We start from the raw sequence: 22,501 nt of genomic DNA on the forward strand, positions 1-22,501 counted from the left end.
CCGGCGCTGGTACGTGAGACCTAACGTGACGGTGGCCGGCAGTCCCCGAGGTTGTACCTCCACGACCCCGAAGACGAGCGGCTCTTTGTTCCTCCGGCCAAATCAGGCACGCGGATTGTCCGGGTAGTGAAGGGTGGCGCGCGCCAGTCGCTGCACGCCTTCGCGCAGCTGTTCGCTGTCGTAGTGCGCGAAGCTGAGTCGCAGCGCGTCATCGAACCGGTCACCATGCACGAAGCGCGGACCCGCATGGAACGCGACCCCTGCTTCACGCGCGAACGGCAGCAGCACATTCGCCGATATCCCCGGCTGCGTCACCCAGACGAAGTAGCCGCCGCGTGGCGCCACGAATCGCGCGAATGGCAACTGCTCACGCAGCGCCCCACAAAGCGCGCGACTACGCTCGGCAAATACCGTTTTCAGCTCGTCCAGCACGCCGTCGGCGAGGCCGAGGGTGATGAGGGTGTGCATCACCCCCGACGTGAAGGGATTGAGCCCCCCGCCGCTCTGGACCAGCCCCGACCGCATGATGCGCTCGAGCAGCTCCGGCGCCCCGTGTACCCACCCCAACCGCAGTCCGGGCGCGCAGATCTTGGAGAAAGAGCCAAGCGAGAGCACCCGGGCACCGCTTGCATAGGTGGCCAGCGACGGCGGCGGAGGCGCGCCGAAGTCGAGGAGTTGATACACCTCGTCGGCAATGACGAGGACATCGTGGGCGGCACAGATAGCCAGCAGCTGTTCCCGTCGCGCTGCCGACAGGGTGACCCCGGTCGGATTTTGAAACGACGGGATCGTGTAGAGGAGGGCCGGCCGATACCGCGCGACGGCCTCGTGTAGCGCGTCGGTCTGCATCCCGTCATCGTCGATGGGGACGCCCACGACACGCAGCCCGTGATCCCGGAAGATGTCGAGCGCGAGAAAGTAGGTTGGCTCCTCCACGAGAATCGTGTCCCCCGGTCTGGTGAACAGGGCGCAGCAGAGATCGAGCGCCTGCGAGTTGCCGGCGGTCGTCATGAGCTGGGAGGCGTGGACCGGCACGGCGTAGCGGCGCGTGAGGAAGCCCGCCAGCGCGTCCAGAAAGGGCGCCTCTCCCCGATCGTCGCCGTACTGCAACCAGCTGGCCGGGTGCTGCGCCAGAAACCGCTCGCCCGCCGTTCGCAGCGCCGCTGTGGGCAGCAACCCCAGCGACGGTTGCCCCTTGCCGAGGTCGATGGTGGTGGGAATCACGCGTCTCGCGAGGGGGATCGTGGCGTTCCTGAGCACACGAGCTTCGTGTTCCGCCGGGGTCGTGTCAATGGGCTACGTCGGCCCTCGCGCCGGGCGTGCCGAACTGCGACGGCGGATGCTCCGCCACGCGGCGGATTCCCGCCACTGCCGCCTCGCGGGCAATCTACGCTGTCGATGGCGAGGGGCGAAGCGGCATATCGGGACTCCATGCGTCGCCACGCAACAGCTGCGCGGGGCGATGGTCTCCATCGATCGCCGCCGCCGCCGCGGCGCGTGCCGCCAGCGCACCGATCACGTTGCCAGTGCCCGAGTAGCCGCCCAGCGCCCACACGTGGTCGCGGACCTGCGCGATGACCGGCAGCCCGGTCGTGGTGTAGCCCGCGCTGGCCGCCCACCGATGGGTGATGGGGGCCTGCACCTTGAGCGTCTCGCGCAGAAAGCGCTCGAGGTGCTGCTGCACGATCGCCGACGGGGCCCAGTCGTGCGTCCACTCGCCGTCGCCGCCCTTGTCGCGAAAGCCGCCGATCGCAATGCGCCCATCGGGCAGCTGCTGCCAGTACTCGAACCCGTCACGGTAGTACATGGGGCACGGTACCGTGATCTCGGCGGTGGGGGCCGTGGCCAGCATCTGCAGCCGCGCCGTCCGCACGCGGTCCCCCAGTTCCGGCAATAGCTGCTCGAGGCGCCCGTCCACCGCCACGAACACCCGCCCCGCATGCACGGTACCGTGCGGCGTGATCACCGCCGTGCCGTGAATGCCGGTCACCGGCGTGCGCGCGAACAGGGTGGCGCCCTCGTCACGGGCCGCTCGCGCCAGCAACCGACAGCGGGTCAGCGGATCGAACGCCCCATCGGTGGGAAGCAGGAGCCCCGTCCCATCCGCACCCTCGTACCATTCGCAGGGCCAGCCATCGGCACGCAGCGCGTCGAACTGCACGCGGCAGTCTTCAACCTCCGCCGCCGTGGCGGCGATGCGCTTGGACCCGACGAAGCGCACCGTGCCTGGCGCCTCTTCGGCCAGACGTGCCATCTCGGCGAGCGTAGCGCCGTAAATGGCGCGTGCGCGGTCGTGGCCGTGCCGAGTGATGGCGTCGTGGTAGAAGTCGTATGTGCCCGCCAGCAGAAATCCGCCATTGCGGCCGGCGGCGCCCCCCCCCACGTCGGTGGCGTCGAGGCCAATGACTCGCTCGTCGCGGCGCAGCAGTTCACTGATGAGCGTCAGCCCCGAACCGCCCAGGCCGATGACACAGGCGTCGGCGCTCACATGGCCCTGCAGGGATGGCAACGGCGCCCACGCGCCGTCATCCCACACGGGCACGTTGGCCATCGCCGCTTCCGGACGCGCCTCGTGAATCATGGGCGACAGCGCAATTCTGCGCGGATCACCGTGGCGGCGCGAACACGTCGCGCGGCGGGATGCGATCGCGCGCGTCCGCTGGCCGGTCGGTGATCCCCTCCAGCTGCCGCAATGTCGCCGGTTCGCTGAGCGCCGGGGCAATGCGGTAGACGCCCGTGCGCTCGCCGAGGAGTCCCACGGCCGCGTCAATGAGCGGGTCGCGCGCGCTGTCGTAGTGCGAGGGATTCCACGCGATCGCGAGGTGCGGTGCCACACCGCGCCACTCGATGGGCTGCCGGTCGGGGCCGTACTCGAGCCACCGCGGCACGGTATGCTGCCAGCCGTTCCCCAACGAGTAGGTGGCCGGGTTCCCCGAGGCACCGCCGGTGGTGTCGCCGATGACCGTGACCTGCGGCAGCGTGCGCATGGCGGCCACGAAACTTTCGGTGGCGCTGAATCCGCCGCGGCCACTGATCACCACGACCGGCCGCGTGAATTGCCATACGCCCTTGGGCGCGATGGTGCGCGCGAGCGGCATCTCCACGCCCGTGACGCGGGGGTCGGTGTTGATGCGCACGTACGACGCGGCGAACGCCTTGCGCGTGAAGCGGCCGGCAAAGGCGAGCGCCAGCGCGTCACTGCCGCCCGCGTTCGTGCGTACGTCGATGATGAGTCCCTGGGCGTCACGCGCGCGCTGCAGCATGCTTTCGAGCAGGTCATCGTCGAGAGGCGCCTTCCAGGTGCCGATGTGGAAGTACGCGTAGCCTCCCACCATGCCATCCCCCACCGCCGGGGCGCGCACGAGGTAGTTGGCGTCGCGCAGCGCCTGCGTCCAGCGGCGCTGATCGAAGTTCACCACGCGTGACGGCTTGTAGGAGGGCACCACCTGCCCGCGCGGATCGACGAGCCAGATGTGCAGGTCGCGCAGCGGCGCGAGCATGGCCAGCAGCACCGCGACCAGTTCATCCTGCGAGCGCGCGCGTTCAGCACGCGGCCGAAAACGCGCCCGCTGCGCGCGCCAGTCGATCTGCTTGTACGCGAACGAGGGGTACACGGTCTCGAAGCGCGACCAGAGCGAATCGAACTGCGCAACGTACGGGGCGCCGTGCGGCGCGACGTGCGAGGCCGGACCAGGCAGGGGCGGTGCCGACGGGCGCACGCAGGAGGTTGCTACGGTCGTGGTCGCCAGCAGCGCGATCACGGTCGCAGCCAGGGAGTGCCCTGCGCGGTGCATACCATTAGCATGGCGCACGGACCGGCGAAGGTCCAGACCAACGGTCCGTCCCGTCCCGAAAAACCGGCGTCTCGCTGCCCGAAACCCGATGCCCATACCAGATGAGTTTCGGGTTCCGGGTTCGGGTCTTGAGGGCAGTTGAGTGGTTCGGCCTACCCCGCCACCACCGCGGCAACCTGCCTCGCCAGCACCGCCAGACCGGGGGAATGCTGCAGGGCGTCGGCGTACAGCCGCTGAAAAGAGTCCCCCTCCGGATCGGCCCGCAACAGGTCGCGGGCACGGTCGAGCAGCGCGCGCCCTTCCTCTTCGCCCAGCGGCGATTTCCGGTCGGAGGCACGCTCATCGATGAGCAGGACCATCTGCGCCATGGGGCGCAGCCAATCGAACCACGGATCGTTGATGACCAACTGCAGGAAGGCGCTGTTGTTGGCGATGCGTCCCCGCGCTTTCTCGTAGCGTACGCGTTCGGCTTCAAGCAGGGCGCGGTGCACCTTGAGCAGCAGGGTGCGCGCCACCTCCAATCGCTCCCGGAGCGCCGGGGAAGCGGACGGCGTTTCCACTGGCAGCGCGCCGTCACCCACGGTGCTGGTGTCGATCGTGGGGGAGGTGCCGGGGTCCGGGGTGCCGGCCGGTTCGGTCATGCGACATGCTCCTGCAGGGAATTGGGCGACAAGCGCGGGATCGTGCTGTAAGCTATGTGGGTACCCCGACCCCGTCCCCCCCTCCGTTTCGAGGCCGTCCTCCGTGCCGAAGCCCTCCATTGAGTCCCTGCGCCTGCTCGCCCTCTCGGGGTTGCTGGCGCTCCCGTTTACGGCCACCCGGCCGCTGGCGGCGCAGAACACCGGTGCCGCGACCAATACGGCCGGCCCCGGCGCGAGCGCCACGAGTGCCAAGGGTGAGCTGATCGCCGACGAAGGCTACGTGACGCCCCCCGAGGCCATCACGAAGCTCGTCACGACGCCTCGCGACCGGAACGTGAGCTTCACGAACCCGAGCCCCGGTGCCCGGCAGTACTTCATGCGGCCGCTCAGTGACGGGCTGCCACAGCTCAGGTATGTGGGGAAGGCACACCACAATCTGGGCGGCTTCCAGGTGGATCACCTCGGCAACCGCGAGCGGGCGCTCACCATGCGCAGCAGTGTGGGCTTCGAGGTCACCGAGTGGAGCACAGGCCGCAAGGTCTCGGTGAACGCCCCCGCGGGCGCGCGCGTGGCGGCCCCCACCTGGTCGCCGGAGGGCAAGGAGATCGCCTTCTTCGCCTTGTACGATGATGCGACGCAGCTGTGGGTGGCTGATGCCGCCACCGGCAAGGCGCGCGCCGTCTCGCCGCGCACGGTGCTCGCGACGGCGGTGACGGCGCCCGAGTGGACGGCCGACGGCCAGTCGCTGATCACGGTGCTCGTGCCCGATGGCCGCGGCCCCGAACCGAAGGAACCGGTCCTCGCGAGCGGGCCCATGGTGCGCGTGAACGAGGGTGCCAAGCTCAAGACACGCACGTACGCCGACCTCGTCATGACGCCGTACGAGAAGGAACTGCTCGCCTATCACATGAACGGCCAGCTGGCCGTCGTGAACACGAAGACGCGCGCGGTGAAGAAGATCGGCGCCCCCGGATTCATTCGCGGGATCGACGCATCGCCCGATGGCCAGTACTTCAAGGTCACGTATGTGGAGAAGCCTTTCTCGTACGTGCTGCAGGTGAACGAGTTCGGTACGCGCGACGTAGTGCTCGATGCCGCCGGCACCGTGGTGCGCGAGGTGGCGAAGCGCGCCATGCGCACCGGCGAGGAGCCGAGTGATGCTGCAGGCCGTGGCCGCCCGGCGGTGGACACCAGCAAGCGCGACCTCAAGTGGCACCCCAACGCTCCGGGGCTGCTGTACCTGCAGATCGCGCCGGCCCAGGCACGTCGCAATGGCGCGACCGGTAACGCCCCCGCGGGCGCTACGCCGGCCGCCCGCGGCGACAGCGCGGCGGCCGGGCGCCGCAATGACCGCGTGATGCACTGGAAGGCTCCGTTCGACTCGACGAGCGCCGCGGTGCTCTACGAAACCGCCAATCGCATCACGACCACGCGCTTCAACGATGCCGGCACCATCCTCTTCGTGACCGAACAGGGCACGGGCGGCACGTTCGAGCAGGCGGTCTTCCTCACCGAGAACAACGCCAAGTACACCGTGGTCACGCCGCGGCGCGGCGCCGATACCACACAGGTGCGTGGCGGCTTCGGCGGTCGCAACGCCGACGGGCTCGTTACCCGCCCCGGCAAGAAGGGGGCACCGGTGGTGGTGGTGTCCACCGATGGCAAGTTCGTCTTCCGCATCGGCACGGCCGCCGACACCGCCAAGGTGCAGAATACCTGGGTGGAGAAGATCGAAATCAAGACGGGGAGTATTGCCCGCCTGTACGAGAGCGACGGCAGCGTGGTGGAGTCCATCTCGGCGCCGCTCGATGACGATTTCTCCAAGGCCGTGATTCAGCGCGAAAGCGCGAGCATGGTGCCGCAGTCGTACGTGCTGACGCTGACCGGCAAGGACGCAAAGCAGCTCACGAGCAACGTGGACCTCATGCCGGAGCTGTCGGCGGCGGTGAAGAAGACGGTGATTGCCCGCCGCGCCGATGGATTCCAGTTCAACGTGAGGGTGACGCTGCCGGCCGGCTACAAGGAGGGCACGCGCCTGCCGGCGATGTTCTGGTTCTATCCGTACGAGTACGAGAACCAGGCCGGCTACGATCGCGCCGCCGCGCAGAACGCCGCCCGCGAGCGCCGCTTCCCCACGTACGGGCCGCGCTCGCTCGCGTTCCTGGTCACCCAGGGCTACGCCGTCGTGGAGCCCGACGCGCCCATCTTCGCCAGCGAAGGGCAGCTGCCGAACGACAACTACGTGGTGGACCTGCGCAACAATCTGTCGGCCATCATCGACGCGCTTGACACCCTCGCCATCATCGACCGCCATCGCCTCGGTCTGGGCGGACACAGCTACGGTGCATTCAGCACGGTGAACGCCATGGTGCACACGCCGTTCTTCAAGGCCGGTATTGCCGGCGACGGCGCCTACAACCGCACGCTCACCCCGAACGGCTTCCAGAGTGAGCGCCGCGACCTGTGGCAGGGGCGACAGACGTATCTGGAGATGTCGCCGTTCCTCTATGCCGACCAGCTGAACGGCGCGCTACTCATGTACCACAGCACCGAAGACCAGAACGTGGGCACCGCCCCGATCAATTCGGAGCGCCTGTACCACGCCCTGATGGGCCTCGGCAAGACGACATCGCTGTACATGTACCCGTACGAGGACCACGGCCCGATCGCGCGCGAGACGGTGCTCGACCAGTGGGCCCGCTGGGTCGCGTGGCTGGACAAGTACGTGAAGAACGCCAACCAGCAGAAGGCGCCGAAGGCGATGTAAGGGGCGGGAGGGGGGGCAGGGGGCAGGCAGCAGGTAGCAGGGGGCAGGGGGCAGGGAGCAGACGATTCTGCTTCCGGCCCCCTGCTTTCTGCTTCCTGCTTCCTGCTTCCTGCTTCCTGCTTCCTGCTTCCTGCTTCCTGCTTCCTGCTTCCTGCTTCCTGCTTCCCGCTTCCTTGATGTGCCTGCTGTTACGGCACGATGACCTTCGGCTTTGCCGGCTTGGTGCCATTCAGCCGCGGGCGCGGGCCGTTGGCCACGTCCACGGCGATGTCGCGAATGTAGTTCGTGATGCGCGCGTAGTGCGGGTAGTCGATCCACTCCGGCTCGTCGGTGCGCTGGTGGTAGTCACCATGCAGCCCCGTGAAGAAGAAGGCGATGGGGACACCCTGCTGCGCGTAGCGGAAGTGATCGCTGCGCCCGTAGATGTTGTTGTAGCCGGCCCAGGCGATGGGTTCGTCCATCTTGTAGTCGAGGGCGAGCGGCCGGGGCTGCTTCGTGTTCACGCGCGCGACGGTCTCGCCGAGATCCTTCGAATCGAACATGGAGCCGATGACGGCCACGTAGTCGTCGCTCCCTCCAGGCAGGTCCTCGCCACGTCCGCGACCGATCATGTCGATGTTGAGCTGGGCGACGATGGAGTCGATGGGCACCGTGGGGTGGCGCGTGAAGTGCGCCGCGCCGAGCAGCCCGGCTTCCTCACCGGTGTGCCACACGAAGATCAGGGAGCGCTTGGGCTTCACGGCCATGGCCATGACCGCTTCGGCAATCTCGAGCACGCCCATGGAGCCCGACCCGTCGTCGTCGGCCCCGTTGTTGATGGAGTCGAGACGCGGGGTGGGGTGGACACGGCGGATGCTGTCCATGTTCACGCGGATCTGCGCCATCTGCTCGGGGCCCAGCGGCTTCATGTCGTTGGCGAGCAGCAGGCGATTGCGCGCATCGTTGAACGCCTTGAGGGAGTCCTTGTCGACCGGTGTCGTGAAGCCCACGTGATCGTTGTGGGCACCAATGGCGACATACTGCGCCTTGAGGATGGGATCGCTACCGGGAATGATCCCGATGACATTGCGCGCCCAGTCGGTGGGGAGTTCCACGAATTCGAGTGAGGCGGTGACCACGCCGCCGCGCGCACCGGGGGCAAGCGCCTCGACAGGCTGCCCCTTGAAGAGCTGCGCGGCGCCCTCACGGGTGAGCCGGAACGCGCCTTGTGGTTGCGCCGCCGCGAGCTCGCGTCGGAGCAGCCCGATGGAATCCGCCGGTGAGACGGCGCCCGCGCCGGTGGGCGCCGCTCCACGCGGCGGAGCCACCTGCTGCGCCACGGTGGGCTCGTTGATGGCTACGCGCTGCGCGGGGGAGAGGTTGTCGAGATCGACAATCGCGACCGCCGCCGCGTCGGCGAAGCGGGAGGGAGGCGGCGTGAACCCCGGACGCACCGCGAACCCTTGCCCCTGCCCTCCGCGCCCGCCCGGTTGCGGCAGCAGCACGACGAACTTGCCCACCGCCGCGCTTGCAGGGATCTGCAGGGTGGTATCGCCCTGGGTGCCACCGAACACCACCTCGGCATCGGTCACCGGCCGCGGTGCCCGCAGTCCCGGCACCGCCACCACATGGGTGTTCCACGCCATCGGATTGCCGTCGACCGTCACGCGTGAATGTTCCGTGAACTTGCGCAGGTGGAACGGCAGATTCTGGAAGTACGTGCCGTTCACGCCGCCCGGCACGAGACCAAGTCGCTTGAGTTCAGCAGCGATGAAGTCGGTGCCCTTGCGATTGCCCACCCGCCCCACCTGGCGCCCCTGCATGGAGTCGTCCGCAAACTGGTAGAGGCGAATCTGCAGGTCGCGCGGTGTGATCTGCGCCGTGGTGGGCGCGGGCTTGAGCTTCTCGGGATTGCCGAAGCGATTGACCCGCGACGCGCCCTGCGACGAGGCGGTCGCGGCGAATGCGGGGAGCAGGCACGCACCGAGCGCAATGCGTGAAAGTCGGGGGAATGACATGGGAGTCTCCGGAGGGGTCAGGGCAGTCCGGGAAAGTTACGCGCGGTCGGCGCGCCGGGCATATTGGCGCAGGCCTTTCTTCCTTCCCGGATATTCCCATGTGGTCATTTGCCTTCCTGCTGCTCCAGGGTGCCACGCCGGCCCCGCCTTCCCCCACCGCGTACGAGGTACTGCGCGCCGAACATGCGCGCGGGGCCGACATGCACACGTTGCGTGCCGCACTCCAGCGGGGAGATACCCTCGTCCAGCGGTTGGCGGTGCGCGCCGTGGGGCGCATGGAGCGCGAGGCGCTGATGGGGGAGCTCATGCCGCTGCTGCAGTCACCGGCCGCGTCGGTACGCCGCGAGGTGCTGCTGGCGAGCGCGCAGATGCGGGTTGCGGGAATCGGTTGGACCGTGCTGTCGGCCCCACGGCCGGAACCTGATGCCAGCGTACGCGCTGCCGCGTACGCCACGATGGGGCGGTCGGCACCGCCGACGGCCGAATGGGAGGCCCGTATTGCCGCCGGCCTGCGCGACGAGGCGTCGGCAGCGAGGCTTGGCGCCGCCCGTGGCCTCGAGGTGTTCTATCGCCGGCATCGTCGCGCCCTGGTGCCCGCTGACTCGGTGACGCGCGCGCTGGAGCGACTGCAGGAGCCACGCGGCGAGGCAGACAGTGCGCTGCCCTTGCTCGTGGCGCTGGCCCGCCACGCAGCGCTGTTGGCCAGCCCCGCCGGCAGCGTCCCGTCGGCGTCATGGCTGGCGGCGCTGCGCGCCCACCCGGACCCGCAGGTGCGCCGCGTCGCCGTGCTCGTCCAACCGACTGCCGACGCCCTGCGCGATCCGTCGCCGCTCGTGCGCATGGAGATGCTGCGCCCCACGGTGCCGCTCACCACAGCGCAACTGACCACCGCCCTGAGCGATACGGACGATCATGTGCGGCTGATGGCGATCGACCGTCTCCCGCGCGCCGAGGGCGCGGCCGCCCTGCTGCGCCCGCTGCTGCAGCCGCAGCGCGACTGGCGAACCCGCGCGCATGCGGTGGCCGCGCTGGTGCGCGTACACGCCGACAGTGCCCGTCCGCACATTGTCCGGCTGGCGCGCGACCCGGTATGGCAGGCGCGCGCGTGGGCAGCGCGGGCGGCGATGGTGGCGCGTGACAGTGTCACGCTGCGCCTGCTCGCCCGCGACCCCAACCCGAACGTGCAGCTCGAGGCCATCGTGACCGCAGAGGACGCGGTGCGTGCGCTGGGGCGCGACCATGCCGGCCTCGTGCTCGCCGGTGCCACCTTCCTTGCCAAGGCGGCCGACGGCGGCGCCATGGATGCGCGCCACGCCGATGCGGCCGCGCGCGCACTCGAACGCATCAGCCGTACGCACCCCGTGACCTGGCGCGACCCGCGGGTCGCGCTGCTGCGCTACGTCGTGCGTTTCCGCGATGTGCACCCGCCGGTGAGTGGACTGTGGCTGGGCCAGTGGCTGCGCGACGCCGATCCGGAGATGCAGCGGATTGCCGGGGAGGCACTGCCTGGATGGACCACCACGGCCAACCCGTACGTGCCGCCGCCGTTTGCGGGCGAGGCGGAGCTGCGGGCGCTGCGTGGCGCCACGGTGGAGATGCGCATTCGGGGCAAGGGACGCATGCTGATGGCGCTGCAACCCGACAGTGCCCCCATGGCGGTGGTGTCGTTCGTGCGGCTGGCTGAGCGGGGCGACTTCGCGACGCGCACGCTGCACCGGGTCGTGCCCAACTTCGTGGTGCAGGGCGGCAGTCCGGGGGCCGACGAATACGATCCGGCCACGTCGTACTTCATGCGCGACGAGGTGGGCGCCAGCAATCGGCGAGGGACCCTCGGCATCTCCACGCGTGGGCGAGACACCGGCGACGGCCAGATCTACTTCAACCTCATCGACAACGTGCGTCTCGATTTCGATTACACGGTATTCGCGTCCGTGGTTGAGGGACTCGAGGTGATGGACCGCATCCAGGAAGGCGACGTGATCGAGTCGGTGCGCGTCGTGCGCACAGCGTCGGCGGCGCGCCGCAGCACGGGGGGCGTTCGCTGATGGTGCGTTTCAGGCGCGGGGCACATATGGCGGCGACGCTGCTCGGGCTGTCGTTGGGGGTGCGCCCCCAGACGATCCCCGCTCAGGTGGCACCCACCCCCCGTGAGCAGCCGCCGACCGCTGACTCGCTGCTGGTGGGGGGGCGTCGTCCGGCCGCATCTCGTCTCGGGGTGCTGGTCTTTCAGCGGGAAGGGCACCTTTTCGCGCAGCGCGCGGGCGAGCCGGCCACGCGCCTCACCGGTGGCAGTGCTTTTCATCGGGACCCGTCGTGGCAGTACGACACCCTCTACTGGGCCAGCGATTCGCTTGGGCAGTACGACATCCTGACCAGCGTGGTGAGCCCCGATGGGCGGCAGTTACTTGGTGCCACACGACGCATCACCACCAGCACGGCGCACGACGTGTTTCCCGTTGCGGCTGGTGGACGCATGCTCTTCCAGCGCGGCCTCGGCAACGAGTCGCGCATCTGGACGATCGAGGCCGGTAGCGGTACCGAGCGTCGGCTGAGCAAGCGGGAGCAGACGGAGAAGCGCCCGCGTCTCAGTGCCGACGGGTCGGTCACGGCGTACATCGTTCACACCGAGAGCACCCGCAGCGTGGTCGTGAACGATCGTGTGGTATACAGCGACGCCAGCATCGAGGACATCGCCCTCTCGCCCGATGGCACGCGTGTGGCCGTCTCGATGCGCACGGGCGTGGTGATCGTGCCGGCCACCGGGACCAGCTATACCAACCTGTTGTCGCGTCGTCACGGGGAGCTCGATTGGTCGCCCGATGGCGCGCTGGTGACGATCGCGGAAATCCGCGACGTGGCGGTGAGCTACAATGGCGACCCCGACCGCGGCGTGGATCGTACCGCGCACGAGCGCGCCGTGCTGCAGCAGGGGCTCGGCCCGGCGCGCATGATCCGCCTGCCGGCGCCGCTGGCGCCGGATGTCGGACAGATTGCCGTAGCGGGGCCGGTGGCCACCGACCGAGCAGCGGCCAACGCGGCAGCGTTCGATCGGGTATGGGAGCGCAGTGCGCGTCTCTACTTCGGCGACGACGCGCCTGCGTCGTCACGGGCAGCGTGGCAAGAGGCGCGGAGCCGTTTCCGTGCACAGGCCATTGCCGCACCCACCGACAGTGCGCGCGACGCCGTGATTCACGCGCTGCTTACCGCGAGACCGCCGCTGCGAGCCGATGCCACCGGCCGGGCCGCGGTGTCGAGTGCGCACCCGGTGGCCACCGAGGCGGGGCTCGAGATGTTCCGGCGCGGCGGCAACGTGATCGACGCGGCGGTGGCCGTGAGCTTTGCGCTGGGCGTGGTGGAGCCCGATGCGAGCGGTATTGGCGGCTACGGCGAGATGGTGATTGCGCTCAAGGGCAAGCAGCCCACGCTCATCGAGTTCATGAGTCGGGTGCCCGAAGAGGGGGGGCTCTCGAACACGTCGTTGCTGGTGAACGGGCGGTATCCCAGCGACGGGCCAGTGCTCGTGAATGTGCCGGGCACCGTGGCGGGGATGCATCTCGCCTGGCAGCGGTACGGCAGCCGCACGCTCCCGTGGGCCGCCCTGCTCGAGCCGGCCATTCGCGCGGCGCGCAACGGATATGCCGTGAGCGATGGACTGGCCACCACGCTGGCCACGGAGCGTGAGCACTTTGCCAAGTACGACGGCAGCCGCGCACTCTTCTTCCGCAATGGAGAGCCGCTGCAGCGCGGCGACACCATTCGGAACCCCGACCTGGCGTGGGTGCTCGAGCAGATCGCGGCGAAGGGCGCCGACGGCTTCTACAAGGGCGAGGTGGCCAGCAAGTATGCGGGCGACCTGCGGGCCAAGGGGAACGCCATGAAGGTGAGCGACCTCGCGCGCTACTTCGCCAATGAGCGCGAACCGGTGTGCGGTACCTACCGCCGCTTTCGGTTGTGCTCGGGGGCGCCGCCGGTGAGCGGGGGCGCCGACCTCGTGGCGCGACTCAACCTGCTCGAACAGTTCGCCGCGCCGCGCAGCTACGTGAGCAATGCCGCCACACTGCACGCGATGCTCTCCGCCTGGTTCCTCACGCCTTCATCGCGCACCCGCATTGCCGATCCGGCCATGTGGCCGGTGGACGTGGCCAGCATCGTGGACAAGGACACGGCCCGCGTGCGCTGGCAATGCCACGACGCCGAACGGGCGCTCACGCCGCGTCTGGTGCGTGGCGACACCTTGGAGTGTCTCAAGCAGCGCGCGGCCGCTCCGGCGCCGGCTGCCGTGCCGGCGCGCAGCGATACCGCCGCCGTGGGTGACGCCAGCCCGTGCGGCGACGATCACGCACACGAGATGACGGTGTGCCATGCCGCGGGCACCACCGCCTACACGGTGGCCGACGCCGACGGCAATGCCGTGGCGGTGACGCAAACGCTGGGGACCTGGGGTGGCAACTTCTACGTGACGCCGGGGCTCGGTTTCCTGAGCAACGACAAGCTCACGAGCTATGGCACCGACCCCACGCAATACGGGTCGCGGCTGCCCTTTGCGCGGCACGGCAGCACACTGGCCCCCACCATTGCGTTCGAGGGGTCACGTCCGGTGTTCGCTGTGGGCGCGGCCGGCAACGCGTGGATCACCAGCGCCGTGTACCAGTCGCTCATTGGCGCGCTCGACTTCGGGCTGGGCGCGCAGGCGGCGCTCGAGTTGCCGCGCTTTCTGCCCGGCGGCGGCGGCTTTGCGCCCCCCGGCGCGGCGGGGGCCGTGTCGCCGCCCTTCACGCTGCAGCTGGAAGACGGCTTCGCCCCGCACGTCGTGAGCCGCCTGCGCGCGCTGGGATACGATCTCAGCTTCGTGTCGGCGCGCGGCGAACTGCGCGAGGGCTACGGCGCCGCCATTCGCCTGGGGCGCGGCACCGTGACCGCCGGCGCCGACCCGCGACGGGCGGGCGCGGCGGGGGCGGTCAAGTAGCCCGCGAATCACGACTCACAACTCACGACTCGAACTCACGACCCGTCACTGGTCAGTTCTGAGTCGTGAGTCCGAGTTGTGAGTAATGGGTTGCGCTATTCAACGCGGCGCCGGCGGCGTCTCGCGGTTCCACACGAATCGCTTGAGGAACACGCCCATGCGGTCGAAGGTGTCGATCCAGTTGGCGTGCAGCATGCTCTCGTGCAGGTCGTCGGGCACCACCATGAGCTCGTGGTACACGTTGCGTGCGCGCAGCAGCTGCACCAGCCCTACCGTCTGCGCGAAGTCCACGTTGCGGTCGTCATCGCCGTGCACGAGCAGCACGGGGCTCTTCCACTGGTCGATGGCGCCGATGGCCGCCGAGCGGAACGCGGAGCTGGTGCTGTCGAGCGAGTAGTCGTAGTGGTGCACACCCGCCATGTCCACGCCGGCCACGAAAATGTCGCTGTTGCGCGCCAGCGCCTGCGCCGCCAGCAGGCCGCCATACGACAGCCCCCAGATGCCCACGCGCGCGGCGTCCACGTCGGAGCGCTGCTGGAGGTACTTCGCACCGGCTACCACGTCGAGGTACTCGCTGTTGCCGCGGTCGCGCGCGTTGGGCGCATCGCGGAAGCTCTTGCCGTAGCCAACGCCACGCCGATAGTTGACGGAGAGCACCACGTACCCCTGATCGGCGAGCCACTGGTTGGCGGCGTACGACCAGTGATAGAACTGCATGTAGTGGTACGCCGGCAGCATCTGCCGGCGCGGACCGCCGTGCACGAACACGATGGCCGGCCGCTTTTCGCCGGGCTTGAGGTCGCGCGGCAGGAACAGCTGGTTGCTGATCTCGAGGCCGTCCTCGGCGCGCGTCTTCACGATCTCCGGCGTTACGTGGGCGCTGGTGGGGAAGTCGCGCGGCAGCGTGGGATAGATGATGCGCGGAGCGCCACCGCCCGCCGGCACCAACGCCACCGACGCCGGAGTACGGGCACCGAAGTACAGCACCGCCACCTGCTTGCCGCTCGCGAGCGGCTGCGGGTGCGTTTCCACACCGTCGCCGGTGCTGATGCGCACCGGGGGCGAACCGCCATCGCTGGGAACGGCCCAGATGTGGCGGCGCTCGATGTCGCCGGCGTTGGTGGTGTAGTACATGGTGCGCCCGCCGTCGCGCGACCACGCCACGCTGGTGGCATCTTCGATCAACCCATCGGTGGTGGTGAGGCGCACGGGCGATCCACCCGTGGCGGGTACCGCGTACCAACGCTCCCACTCGTCTTTCGGCACGTTCACCGGAAAGGCAATGGAGTTGCCCGCCCAGGTCATGTTGGCCAGCGACGTGAACACCGAATCCCCCACGGCATTGTGCCAGACTTCGCGCGCGGGGATCTGCGCCATTACGAGCGGCGACGTGATGTTTTTCGCCCCGCCCACGTCGGCGACCATGAGCGCAAGGCGGTAGCCGCCCGGCAGCATCGAGGTGAAGAACCCGGGCGCGCGCACGAGGTTGCTCTGCCCCTCGGTCACGGCAACGGACGCCGGCGCACCGAAGCCGGTGCCACATCCCACGGCGGGATTGGCGTTGCCCGGTGGGGTGCGACGCTGCAGGCCGAACGGGGTGCCCGGCGTGCGGGCAAAGGCGAGGTAACGCCCGTCGGGTGACCAGGTGGGCGCGCCGTCGCAATCGACGCCGGGGGCCACATACTGCACGGTGCGCGAGGCGACATCGTACACCGTCACGAAGCTGTGGTGCTCACGCTCGCTCACGAAGGCGATGCGCTTGCCGTCGGGCGACCAGCGCGGCGCACCATTGCGCCCCCACAGGCGAATGAGGGGCATGCCGCCGGTGTCGGAGACGGCGAGCGGGCGCGCCCGCGACACGCGCGCGCGGTGGATCTGCCCGTCGCGCGTGAACAGCACCCAACGTCCGTCCGGTGACAGCTCGGGCGACGCGCCCGTGGCCACCCGCCATGCCGGGCCACCGGCCGTCAGCACGGCCCAGATGGCCCGATCACCACCGGCCGGGTCGTGGTTGGGATTCGCCACCCACCCCCAGCGATTCGGCGCCGAGCCGCGCACGAACACCACCACGCGCCCGTCGTCGGAGATCTTCACATCGGTGAGATCGATGCCATCATCATCGAGGAACCGGGTGAGCGGCCGTGGCGCGTAATCAGGGGCCGCCGCCGTGTACACGTTGCGCTGCCCCTTCTCGTACACCATGAACGCGAGGCGATCGGCCTTCTTCGCCGACACGAGAGTGAGCGGCGAGGGTGGCGACATCCACGGCGCGATGCTCGGCGATGCCGTGACCTGCGCGGTGACCTGCGCGGTCGCTGCCGCACTGGTGAAGGCGAGCCCGAGAAGACCGGCCGCAAGACGCCGCCCTGTCTGAATCACGCACCACCTCGAAACTGAGGGTGAAGCTGGGAGTGAAGCTGGGAGTGAAGCCACGCCGCATTCGGGATCACGGCGCCGCGTCAGCGCGGCGCCGTGGAGACGAGGCGCAGCATCACCTTCTGGCGTGCTGGTTCGACGCGCACGGCCGCCCGATAGCGCAGACGCAGCGTCACGTGCCCCGTCCGCTGCGCGACCACCGTCGTGGTGACCGCCTTGCCGGCGACGGCCTGCCCCGGCCCCTGCTCATCAAAGTACATGCTGACCTCGCCGGTGGGGGTCACCACGTGCACGGTGATTTCTTCGCCGTTCGCGGCGAGGATGCGAACTGGCTTGTCCACGGCGGACGCCAGCGACACCGCGAACGTTGCATCGCCGCACGCCGGTGTGAAGCCCACCGGAAAGAGGGGCACCAGCGGCGCGAGTCTCACGGCGCGCGCGACCACGACCGACTCCACCGGCAGGCGAAGGCCGCGCCACCCGGTGCGGCTCGCGGTATCGCTGCGGCGCAGCCGCATCACGAGCGTGTCGAGTGCCTTGGGAGAAGGTGTGAGCGCGGCCTCGATCTCGCTGTCGGTGGCATCGCCGGGGACACTGCGCCCGGAGCGCACCGGCCACCGGAAGCTCACCCGAGTCGACCCGTCGATCGTGAATCCCTCGAAGCGGTACTCCGAGTTCACGCCGGGAACGACCACCCGGTACCCACTCACGTCGGGGCCATGGACCAGCTGCGGCACCAGCAGCGGGACCGTGGAATCCACGGGCCACGCAAAGGGCAGCGACTCCACGGATCGACTCCGCGCGATGATGACACTACAGAGCCGGGCCTCCGCCTCGTCGTCGGTACGGAGGGCTGTGCGCAGACGGACCTGGTTGCCGTCGACGGTCACCCCGACCTGCGCCGCGCCATCGTGGCGCAGCGTGAGCGACGGCGAGTCCGCGGGCGGCAGGTGCAAACGAGTAACGGATGTTGGGCGGGCCGTCGGAGTGTCGGAATCGGCGCACGCCGCCACGAACGCGAGCAACGGCACCACGAGGAGCTCGATCAGCCGAGGGAACATGATCCTGAGACGGAGCCGGAAGCGGAGCACGGGGCGGACCTGGCGGTGTTGGACCGACCGGATAAATGGCGGACCATGGAACGGGGGGAACGGCAGAGAGGCCCGGCATTGCTGCCAGGCCTCTCCGGGGTATGCCCTAGAGCTTAATGCCTGAGGCGCCCGATCACGGGGGGGTGGGGCTGTTGGCCGCCCCCGTGCCGCCGAAGGTGTAGAAGGGGTCGCCCTTCACACCCAGCTCCTTGGCTGGCACCGGCATCTCGCGCGGCGTCCCGGCGAGCAGGCCGTTCGGGACCCGGCGGCGCTGATAGTACGAGACCGGACCCAGGCCGAGGAGCTCGACCTCCTGCTCGTAGACGAGCTTCGCCACGAGCGAGGCCACGCCTTCTCCGGCCGTCGCGGCGGAGAGGCCACCACGATCAACGCGCGTCTTGTTGATGAGGGCCGCGGCGTTGGCGAGGTTGCCGCCCGACCGGCGGAGCTCGGCCTCCGCCCACAGCAGATCGTTCTGATGCCGCGACATCACTGGCGCCACGCCGAAGCCCCCGTAGATCCCATTGGGCGACTGCTCACCCGACCGGTCGTAGCGAATGTGGCCGATGTTCGACTGGTGGTACATGCCACGATCGGGGCGGAAGATCTCCTCGCGCGAATACACGAAGTCGGTCCCGGCCCTGCTGGTCTTGGGATTGGTGCCGAAGTAGCCGGCGAAGTCCTCGTCGTCGGGACCGAAGGAGCCATCACCGAGACGCCGGTCCGGCGAGTTCGGCTGGCTGTTGCCGCCACTCGGATACGGATGACGCTGTGTCACCGGATCGAGCAGCGCCCCCACGCGCGTGCTCACACGGCCGCCATCGAACGCATTGAACCAGTAGAGGATCTCGTGGCACCACGAGTTGCAGCCGTCGCCGGTGAAGTTGAAGTCGAAGGCCGTGCCGGACGAGATGCCTTGCGAGGCGAGCTGCTGCACCTTGTTCCAGTCCACCTGGTCGTTCTCGGCCGCGGACCGCGGGTAATACGCCAGCGTCATCGCCGCCATCGTCCGTGCGATCTGGGCGATCTGCGTGTTGGTGTATGACGTGCCGTTGGTCCAGCCGGACGGCGTGGTGAAGGTGTTGGCCGCCGCGAGGGTGGCGGCCCGTTCGAGCGAGGCGACCGCGGCGTCACGCACCTCCTTGCGCGTCTTGTACGCGAGGGTGGCGAGATCGGTGGTTTCGTCGATCACGTAGCCCTTGTCGTAGTTGAGCGCGATACCCATGAGGGCGGCCCCGTGCATGAACTGCGCCACGGTCTCGGCGCGCTTGGTGTTGGCGGCGTTGCTGATGACGAGGTTGTTCTTGCGGACGGCGGTGAGCACATCGACCGCCGAGGAGAGCGTGGAATAGAAGCCCTCCCAGTACCCGATCATGGTAGTGCGACCCGCCGACGCCAGATCGTTTTGGTAGGCGCGGGAGTTGCGAGTGCCGTCGCCGTCGATCGAACTGTAGAAGTTCATGTTGAAGTTGTTCCACGACGCGCTGTAGGTCTGCGCCATGGTGACCAGCGGGCCGCCGCCCTCCATACCGTCCCAGGTGTTGAACCAGGAACGCAACGTGCCGCCGGCCACCGCCTCGACGGCGGCGGGATCGCTGAGGGCACGGCTGGCGTCGGCGGCGTTCGGGTTCTCCACGTCGAGAGAATTGCACGCGGTGAGCAGCACGGCGCCCATCGCCACGCCAACGGCGTGGCGGATCGAGCAGGCAAACTTCGGATCGAGGGGGCTCACAGTCCGAGCTCCAGCATGAACGTGAACGTCTTGAAGATGGGGTACGTGAAGTAGTCCACGCGGTAGGCGAAGGGATTCGCTCCGCCACCCGACACGTCGGGATCGTACCCGCTGTACTTGGTGCTGGTGAACAGGTTGCGGCCCACGATGCCGAAGCGGGCCGAGCGATCGGCGCTCATGCCGAAGCGCCGAGTGATGGCCTTGGGCACCTGGTAGTTGACGGCCAGCTCCCGCAGGCGCACGTAGCTGCCATCCTCGACGAAGTAGGTATTGGCGTCGAAGTTGTTGTAGAAGGTGGCATAGTAGGTGGTGGGCTTCTTCTCCGCCTCGGGCTTGTCGCGCTGGTCGAACGCCGGATCACGCTGGTCGAAGAATGGCCACTGACGGGTGTAGTTGTAGATCTGCCCGCCCTGCACCCAATTCACCACCGCCGTCACGGAGAACTGCTTCCAGTTGAGCTGGGTGTTGAAGTTGAGGTTGAAGTCGGGGTTCACGTCGGCGATCTGGCGGAGCGCGTTGCCGTCAGCGTCGAGGAACTTGATGGGACGCTCGTTGAGGGTGCGCCACGCGTTCTTGGCCACGTAGTAGCCTTCCTCGTTCAGCACATAGTCGGCGGCGGTGCCTGTGAGCCGCTTCGACGCAATCATGGCGTCGAGCTGGGTTTGGCTCTGCACCCACGAGCTGCCGTAGACGATGCCGAACGGCTGCCCCGGGGCCAGCCGGAAGATGGTCGTGTTGGCGACCGGGCCCACGAGGAACGGCGGGACCGCGAGGCTGCGCACCGTCTGACGGGTGCGGTCGCCGGCGACGTTCACCGTCCAGACGAAGTCCTTCCGGGACGCGATAACGGCGCTCAGCAGCACCTCGTGGGTCTTGCCCTCCAGCGACCCGGCATTGAGCCACTGGTTGCGGAAGCCAGTGGCCGACGAGACCGGCACATTGAGGATCTGGTCGTCGGTGATCTTGCTGGAGTAGCTGTACTGGAGCTGAAAGTTCTTGGCGAAGGTGAGATCGAAGCCGCCTTCGATTTCGCGCGAGAACGCTGGGCGCAGGTTGGGATTGCCAAGCGTGATCTTCACCGGGCTGCCGCCCTCGATCGCGAACTGCTCGTACTGCGCATCGAACACGGGGCGCAGGCCGGCCTCCCCGTAGGACGCGCGCAGCTTGAACTCGTTCACGCCGGGGAGCGAGAGGTCCTCCGACACGCGCCACGCGCCCGACAGGCGCTTGAACAGCCTGGAGCGCTGATCCTCACCGAACAGCGACGACTGGTCCTGCCGGATCAGGCCGTCGATGATGTACTTGTCCTTGATGTCGAAGGTAGTGATGGCGAAGAAGTTCTGGTTGCGGATGGGCTGTGAGAACGACCCGGGGATGACCGGATTCTCGGGATCCCGCGACGCCGCCGAGAACTCGGTCACCCGCGGCACGGTGAGCGCCGTGGCGCGCACCGTCGTCTGCTGGTTCTCCTGATCCTCGTACACCCACGCCAGCCTGGTGGTGTTGGTGAACCACGAGGTGCTCTTCACGGCAGTCAGGGTCGTGCCGAGGTTGTAGGCGCGGGTGACATTCTCCCGGTTCGACAGGGAACCCTTGCTCACGGTGCCCGTGGAGCCGATGTAACCGAGCGGGACGAGGGACCGGAACGTGCCCGAGCCGCGGTCGAAGTTGGTGTTGGCCTCGGCCGTGAGCCACGTCGCGGGGCGATAGCGCACCTTGAGGAGCCCCGTGAAGCGGGCCCGGTCGTTGCTGTTCTGGATGTTCGACCAGTTGTAGAGCGGGTTGCTCACGTTGCCCGACGCCGGCGATTGCCGGATCGCCGCCAGATACGGCGTCCCGTTGGGGTTCTTGTCGTTCAGGTTGATGTTCGGCTCGAGGAAGCGAAGGCCGAAGAAGGCATCACCGGAACTGTCATCGGCCTGATCGGCGCGCGACTGGCCGTAGAACGCGCCCGTCTGGAAGTCCAGCTTGGGGTGCAACTCCATGTCGAGGTTGAGGCGGAAGTTCTGGCGGGAGTAGCCGCTCAGCAGGTTCGCGATGCCCTGATCCTTCGCGTTCTCGAACGAGGCGTTGAAGTTCGAGTTGGCGTTGCGCTGCCCGATGGAGATGTAGTTGGTCATGAACTGTCCGGAGCGGAAGACGTCTCCGAGCTGGTCGTACACGACCGGGTACGAGTTGTCCGAAATGCGGTCGTCTTCCTGGATGCGGTTGCCATTGGCATCGCGCAGGAACTTGCCGCTCGCGTCCAGCTTGTAGGGGTGCGAGAAGTTGTTGGGGATCGTCTTGCGGAGATCGTTCGAGCCGAATTCGTTGCGCACGATGATCTGCGTCTGGCCAGTGGCCAGCGAGGCCCCGCGCTTGGTGAAAATCTGGACCACGCCGTTGGCGGCATCGGAACCGTAGAGCGAGCTGGCGGCGGCGCCCTTGATGACCTCGATGCGCTCGATGTCCTGCGCGTTGATGTCGGCGAGGGAGAGGCGGCTAATCGTGCCGTCGACAATGATGAGGGGATCCTGCGAGCCGGTGAGGGACGTGGGGCCACGCAGGCGGATACGCGGCGCCGACCCCGGCTCACCGTTCACGGCGGTGACGCTGGCACCGGCGACGCGGCCGCTGAGCGCGCCAAGCGGGGACGATGCCGGCGCTTCCTTGATCTGGGCGTTGTTCACCGCGGCCACCGCAAAGGTGGTCTTCTTCTGGGACGTGGCGTCAGACACCCCGGTGGTAACGATGGCCTCGAGGTTGAGGACATCTTTTTCGAGGTCGAAGTTCTGCTCGAGCCGTCCCGCCGTGAGCGTGACGAGATGCTTCACCGGCCGGTAGCCGATGGTGCGCGCGAGGACGGTCACTTGCTTGCCGCCAGCGCGGGCGGGATCCACCGTGAAGGTGAAGCGCCCTTGGGCGTCCGTCACACTGCCGACGCCCAGTTCGACGATCCCGACCTGGGCGCCGCCGAGCGGAGCGCCGGCCGAGGTGACCCGGCCGGTCACGGTGGTACTCTGTTGGGCGGCTAGTCCGAACCCGGGTAAGGCGGCGAGAACAGCGGCGGCGATCAACCGACGCAGGTGGTGAAGCATTCGCGCTCCTGAGGCTTTGGGACAAACAGTTCGTCCCGGTCTGTTGCCACTGGACGACCC

At 68.4% G+C, this 22,501-nt stretch carries 12 protein-coding genes; 3 read left to right on the plus strand and 9 right to left on the minus strand.

Annotated features, from left to right (window positions below; translation table 11 throughout):
- Positions 1-102 precede the first annotated feature (102 nt).
- The 4 genes from O9271_RS10010 to O9271_RS10025 all read right to left on the minus strand — a co-directional run bounded on the left by O9271_RS10010 (position 103) and on the right by O9271_RS10025 (position 4,435).
- Positions 103-1,224, minus strand: coding sequence for a PLP-dependent aminotransferase family protein (locus tag O9271_RS10010; protein WP_298268963.1), 1,122 nt, complete (start codon positions 1,222-1,224; stop codon positions 103-105).
- Positions 1,225-1,387: 163 nt separating this feature from the next.
- Complete coding sequence (locus O9271_RS10015) at positions 1,388-2,581, minus strand: FAD-binding oxidoreductase (protein WP_298268967.1); 1,194 nt, start codon at positions 2,579-2,581, stop codon at positions 1,388-1,390.
- A gap of 25 nt (positions 2,582-2,606) precedes the next feature.
- Positions 2,607-3,794: a S41 family peptidase gene (locus O9271_RS10020; RefSeq protein ID WP_298268970.1), complete on the minus strand. Its 1,188-nt coding sequence runs from the start codon at positions 3,792-3,794 to the stop codon at positions 2,607-2,609.
- Positions 3,795-3,946: 152 nt separating this feature from the next.
- Positions 3,947-4,435 carry a hypothetical protein gene (locus O9271_RS10025; protein WP_298268974.1) on the minus strand — a complete coding sequence of 163 codons (489 nt, stop codon included), beginning with the start codon at positions 4,433-4,435 and terminating at the stop codon, positions 3,947-3,949.
- A 103-nt stretch (positions 4,436-4,538) separates the two neighbouring features.
- On the opposite strand from O9271_RS10025, the gene O9271_RS10030 reads away from it, so the two are divergent.
- Positions 4,539-7,202, plus strand: coding sequence for a prolyl oligopeptidase family serine peptidase (locus tag O9271_RS10030; protein ID WP_298268977.1), 2,664 nt, complete (start codon positions 4,539-4,541; stop codon positions 7,200-7,202).
- Between the two features lie 188 nt (positions 7,203-7,390).
- Here the strand turns inward: O9271_RS10030 and O9271_RS10035 are convergent, their stop codons facing one another.
- Positions 7,391-9,199 carry a M28 family peptidase gene (locus O9271_RS10035; protein WP_298268979.1) on the minus strand — a complete coding sequence of 603 codons (1,809 nt, stop codon included), beginning with the start codon at positions 9,197-9,199 and terminating at the stop codon, positions 7,391-7,393.
- Positions 9,200-9,297: 98 nt separating this feature from the next.
- Here O9271_RS10035 and O9271_RS10040 point away from each other — a divergent pair, with 98 nt between their 5' ends.
- On the plus strand, positions 9,298-11,244 hold the full coding sequence (locus tag O9271_RS10040) for a peptidylprolyl isomerase (RefSeq protein WP_298268982.1): 1,947 nt from the start codon (positions 9,298-9,300) through the stop codon (positions 11,242-11,244).
- A 26-nt stretch (positions 11,245-11,270) separates the two neighbouring features.
- Positions 11,271-14,165, plus strand: a complete 2,895-nt coding sequence (locus tag O9271_RS10045; RefSeq protein ID WP_298268985.1) for a gamma-glutamyltransferase — start codon at positions 11,271-11,273, stop codon at positions 14,163-14,165.
- 99 nt (positions 14,166-14,264) lie between these two features.
- On the opposite strand, the gene O9271_RS10050 is transcribed toward O9271_RS10045, so the two are convergent.
- The 4 genes from O9271_RS10050 to O9271_RS10065 form a co-directional block, all read right to left on the minus strand.
- On the minus strand, positions 14,265-16,544 hold the full coding sequence (locus O9271_RS10050; RefSeq protein WP_298268988.1) for a prolyl oligopeptidase family serine peptidase: 2,280 nt from the start codon (positions 16,542-16,544) through the stop codon (positions 14,265-14,267).
- An 80-nt stretch (positions 16,545-16,624) separates the two neighbouring features.
- Complete coding sequence (locus O9271_RS10055; protein WP_298268992.1) at positions 16,625-17,602, minus strand: hypothetical protein; 978 nt, start codon at positions 17,600-17,602, stop codon at positions 16,625-16,627.
- 163 nt (positions 17,603-17,765) lie between these two features.
- A complete protein-coding gene (locus O9271_RS10060; RefSeq protein ID WP_298268994.1) occupies positions 17,766-19,364 on the minus strand; it encodes a hypothetical protein in 1,599 nt (532 codons plus the stop codon).
- Positions 19,361-22,441 carry a SusC/RagA family TonB-linked outer membrane protein gene (locus O9271_RS10065; RefSeq protein WP_298268996.1) on the minus strand — a complete coding sequence of 1,027 codons (3,081 nt, stop codon included), beginning with the start codon at positions 22,439-22,441 and terminating at the stop codon, positions 19,361-19,363. Before O9271_RS10065 ends, O9271_RS10060 begins: the two co-directional genes overlap by 4 nt.
- Between the last annotated feature and the right edge of the window lie 60 nt (positions 22,442-22,501).

This window comes from Gemmatimonas sp., assembly GCF_027531815.1.
Classification (GTDB): domain Bacteria; phylum Gemmatimonadota; class Gemmatimonadetes; order Gemmatimonadales; family Gemmatimonadaceae; genus Gemmatimonas.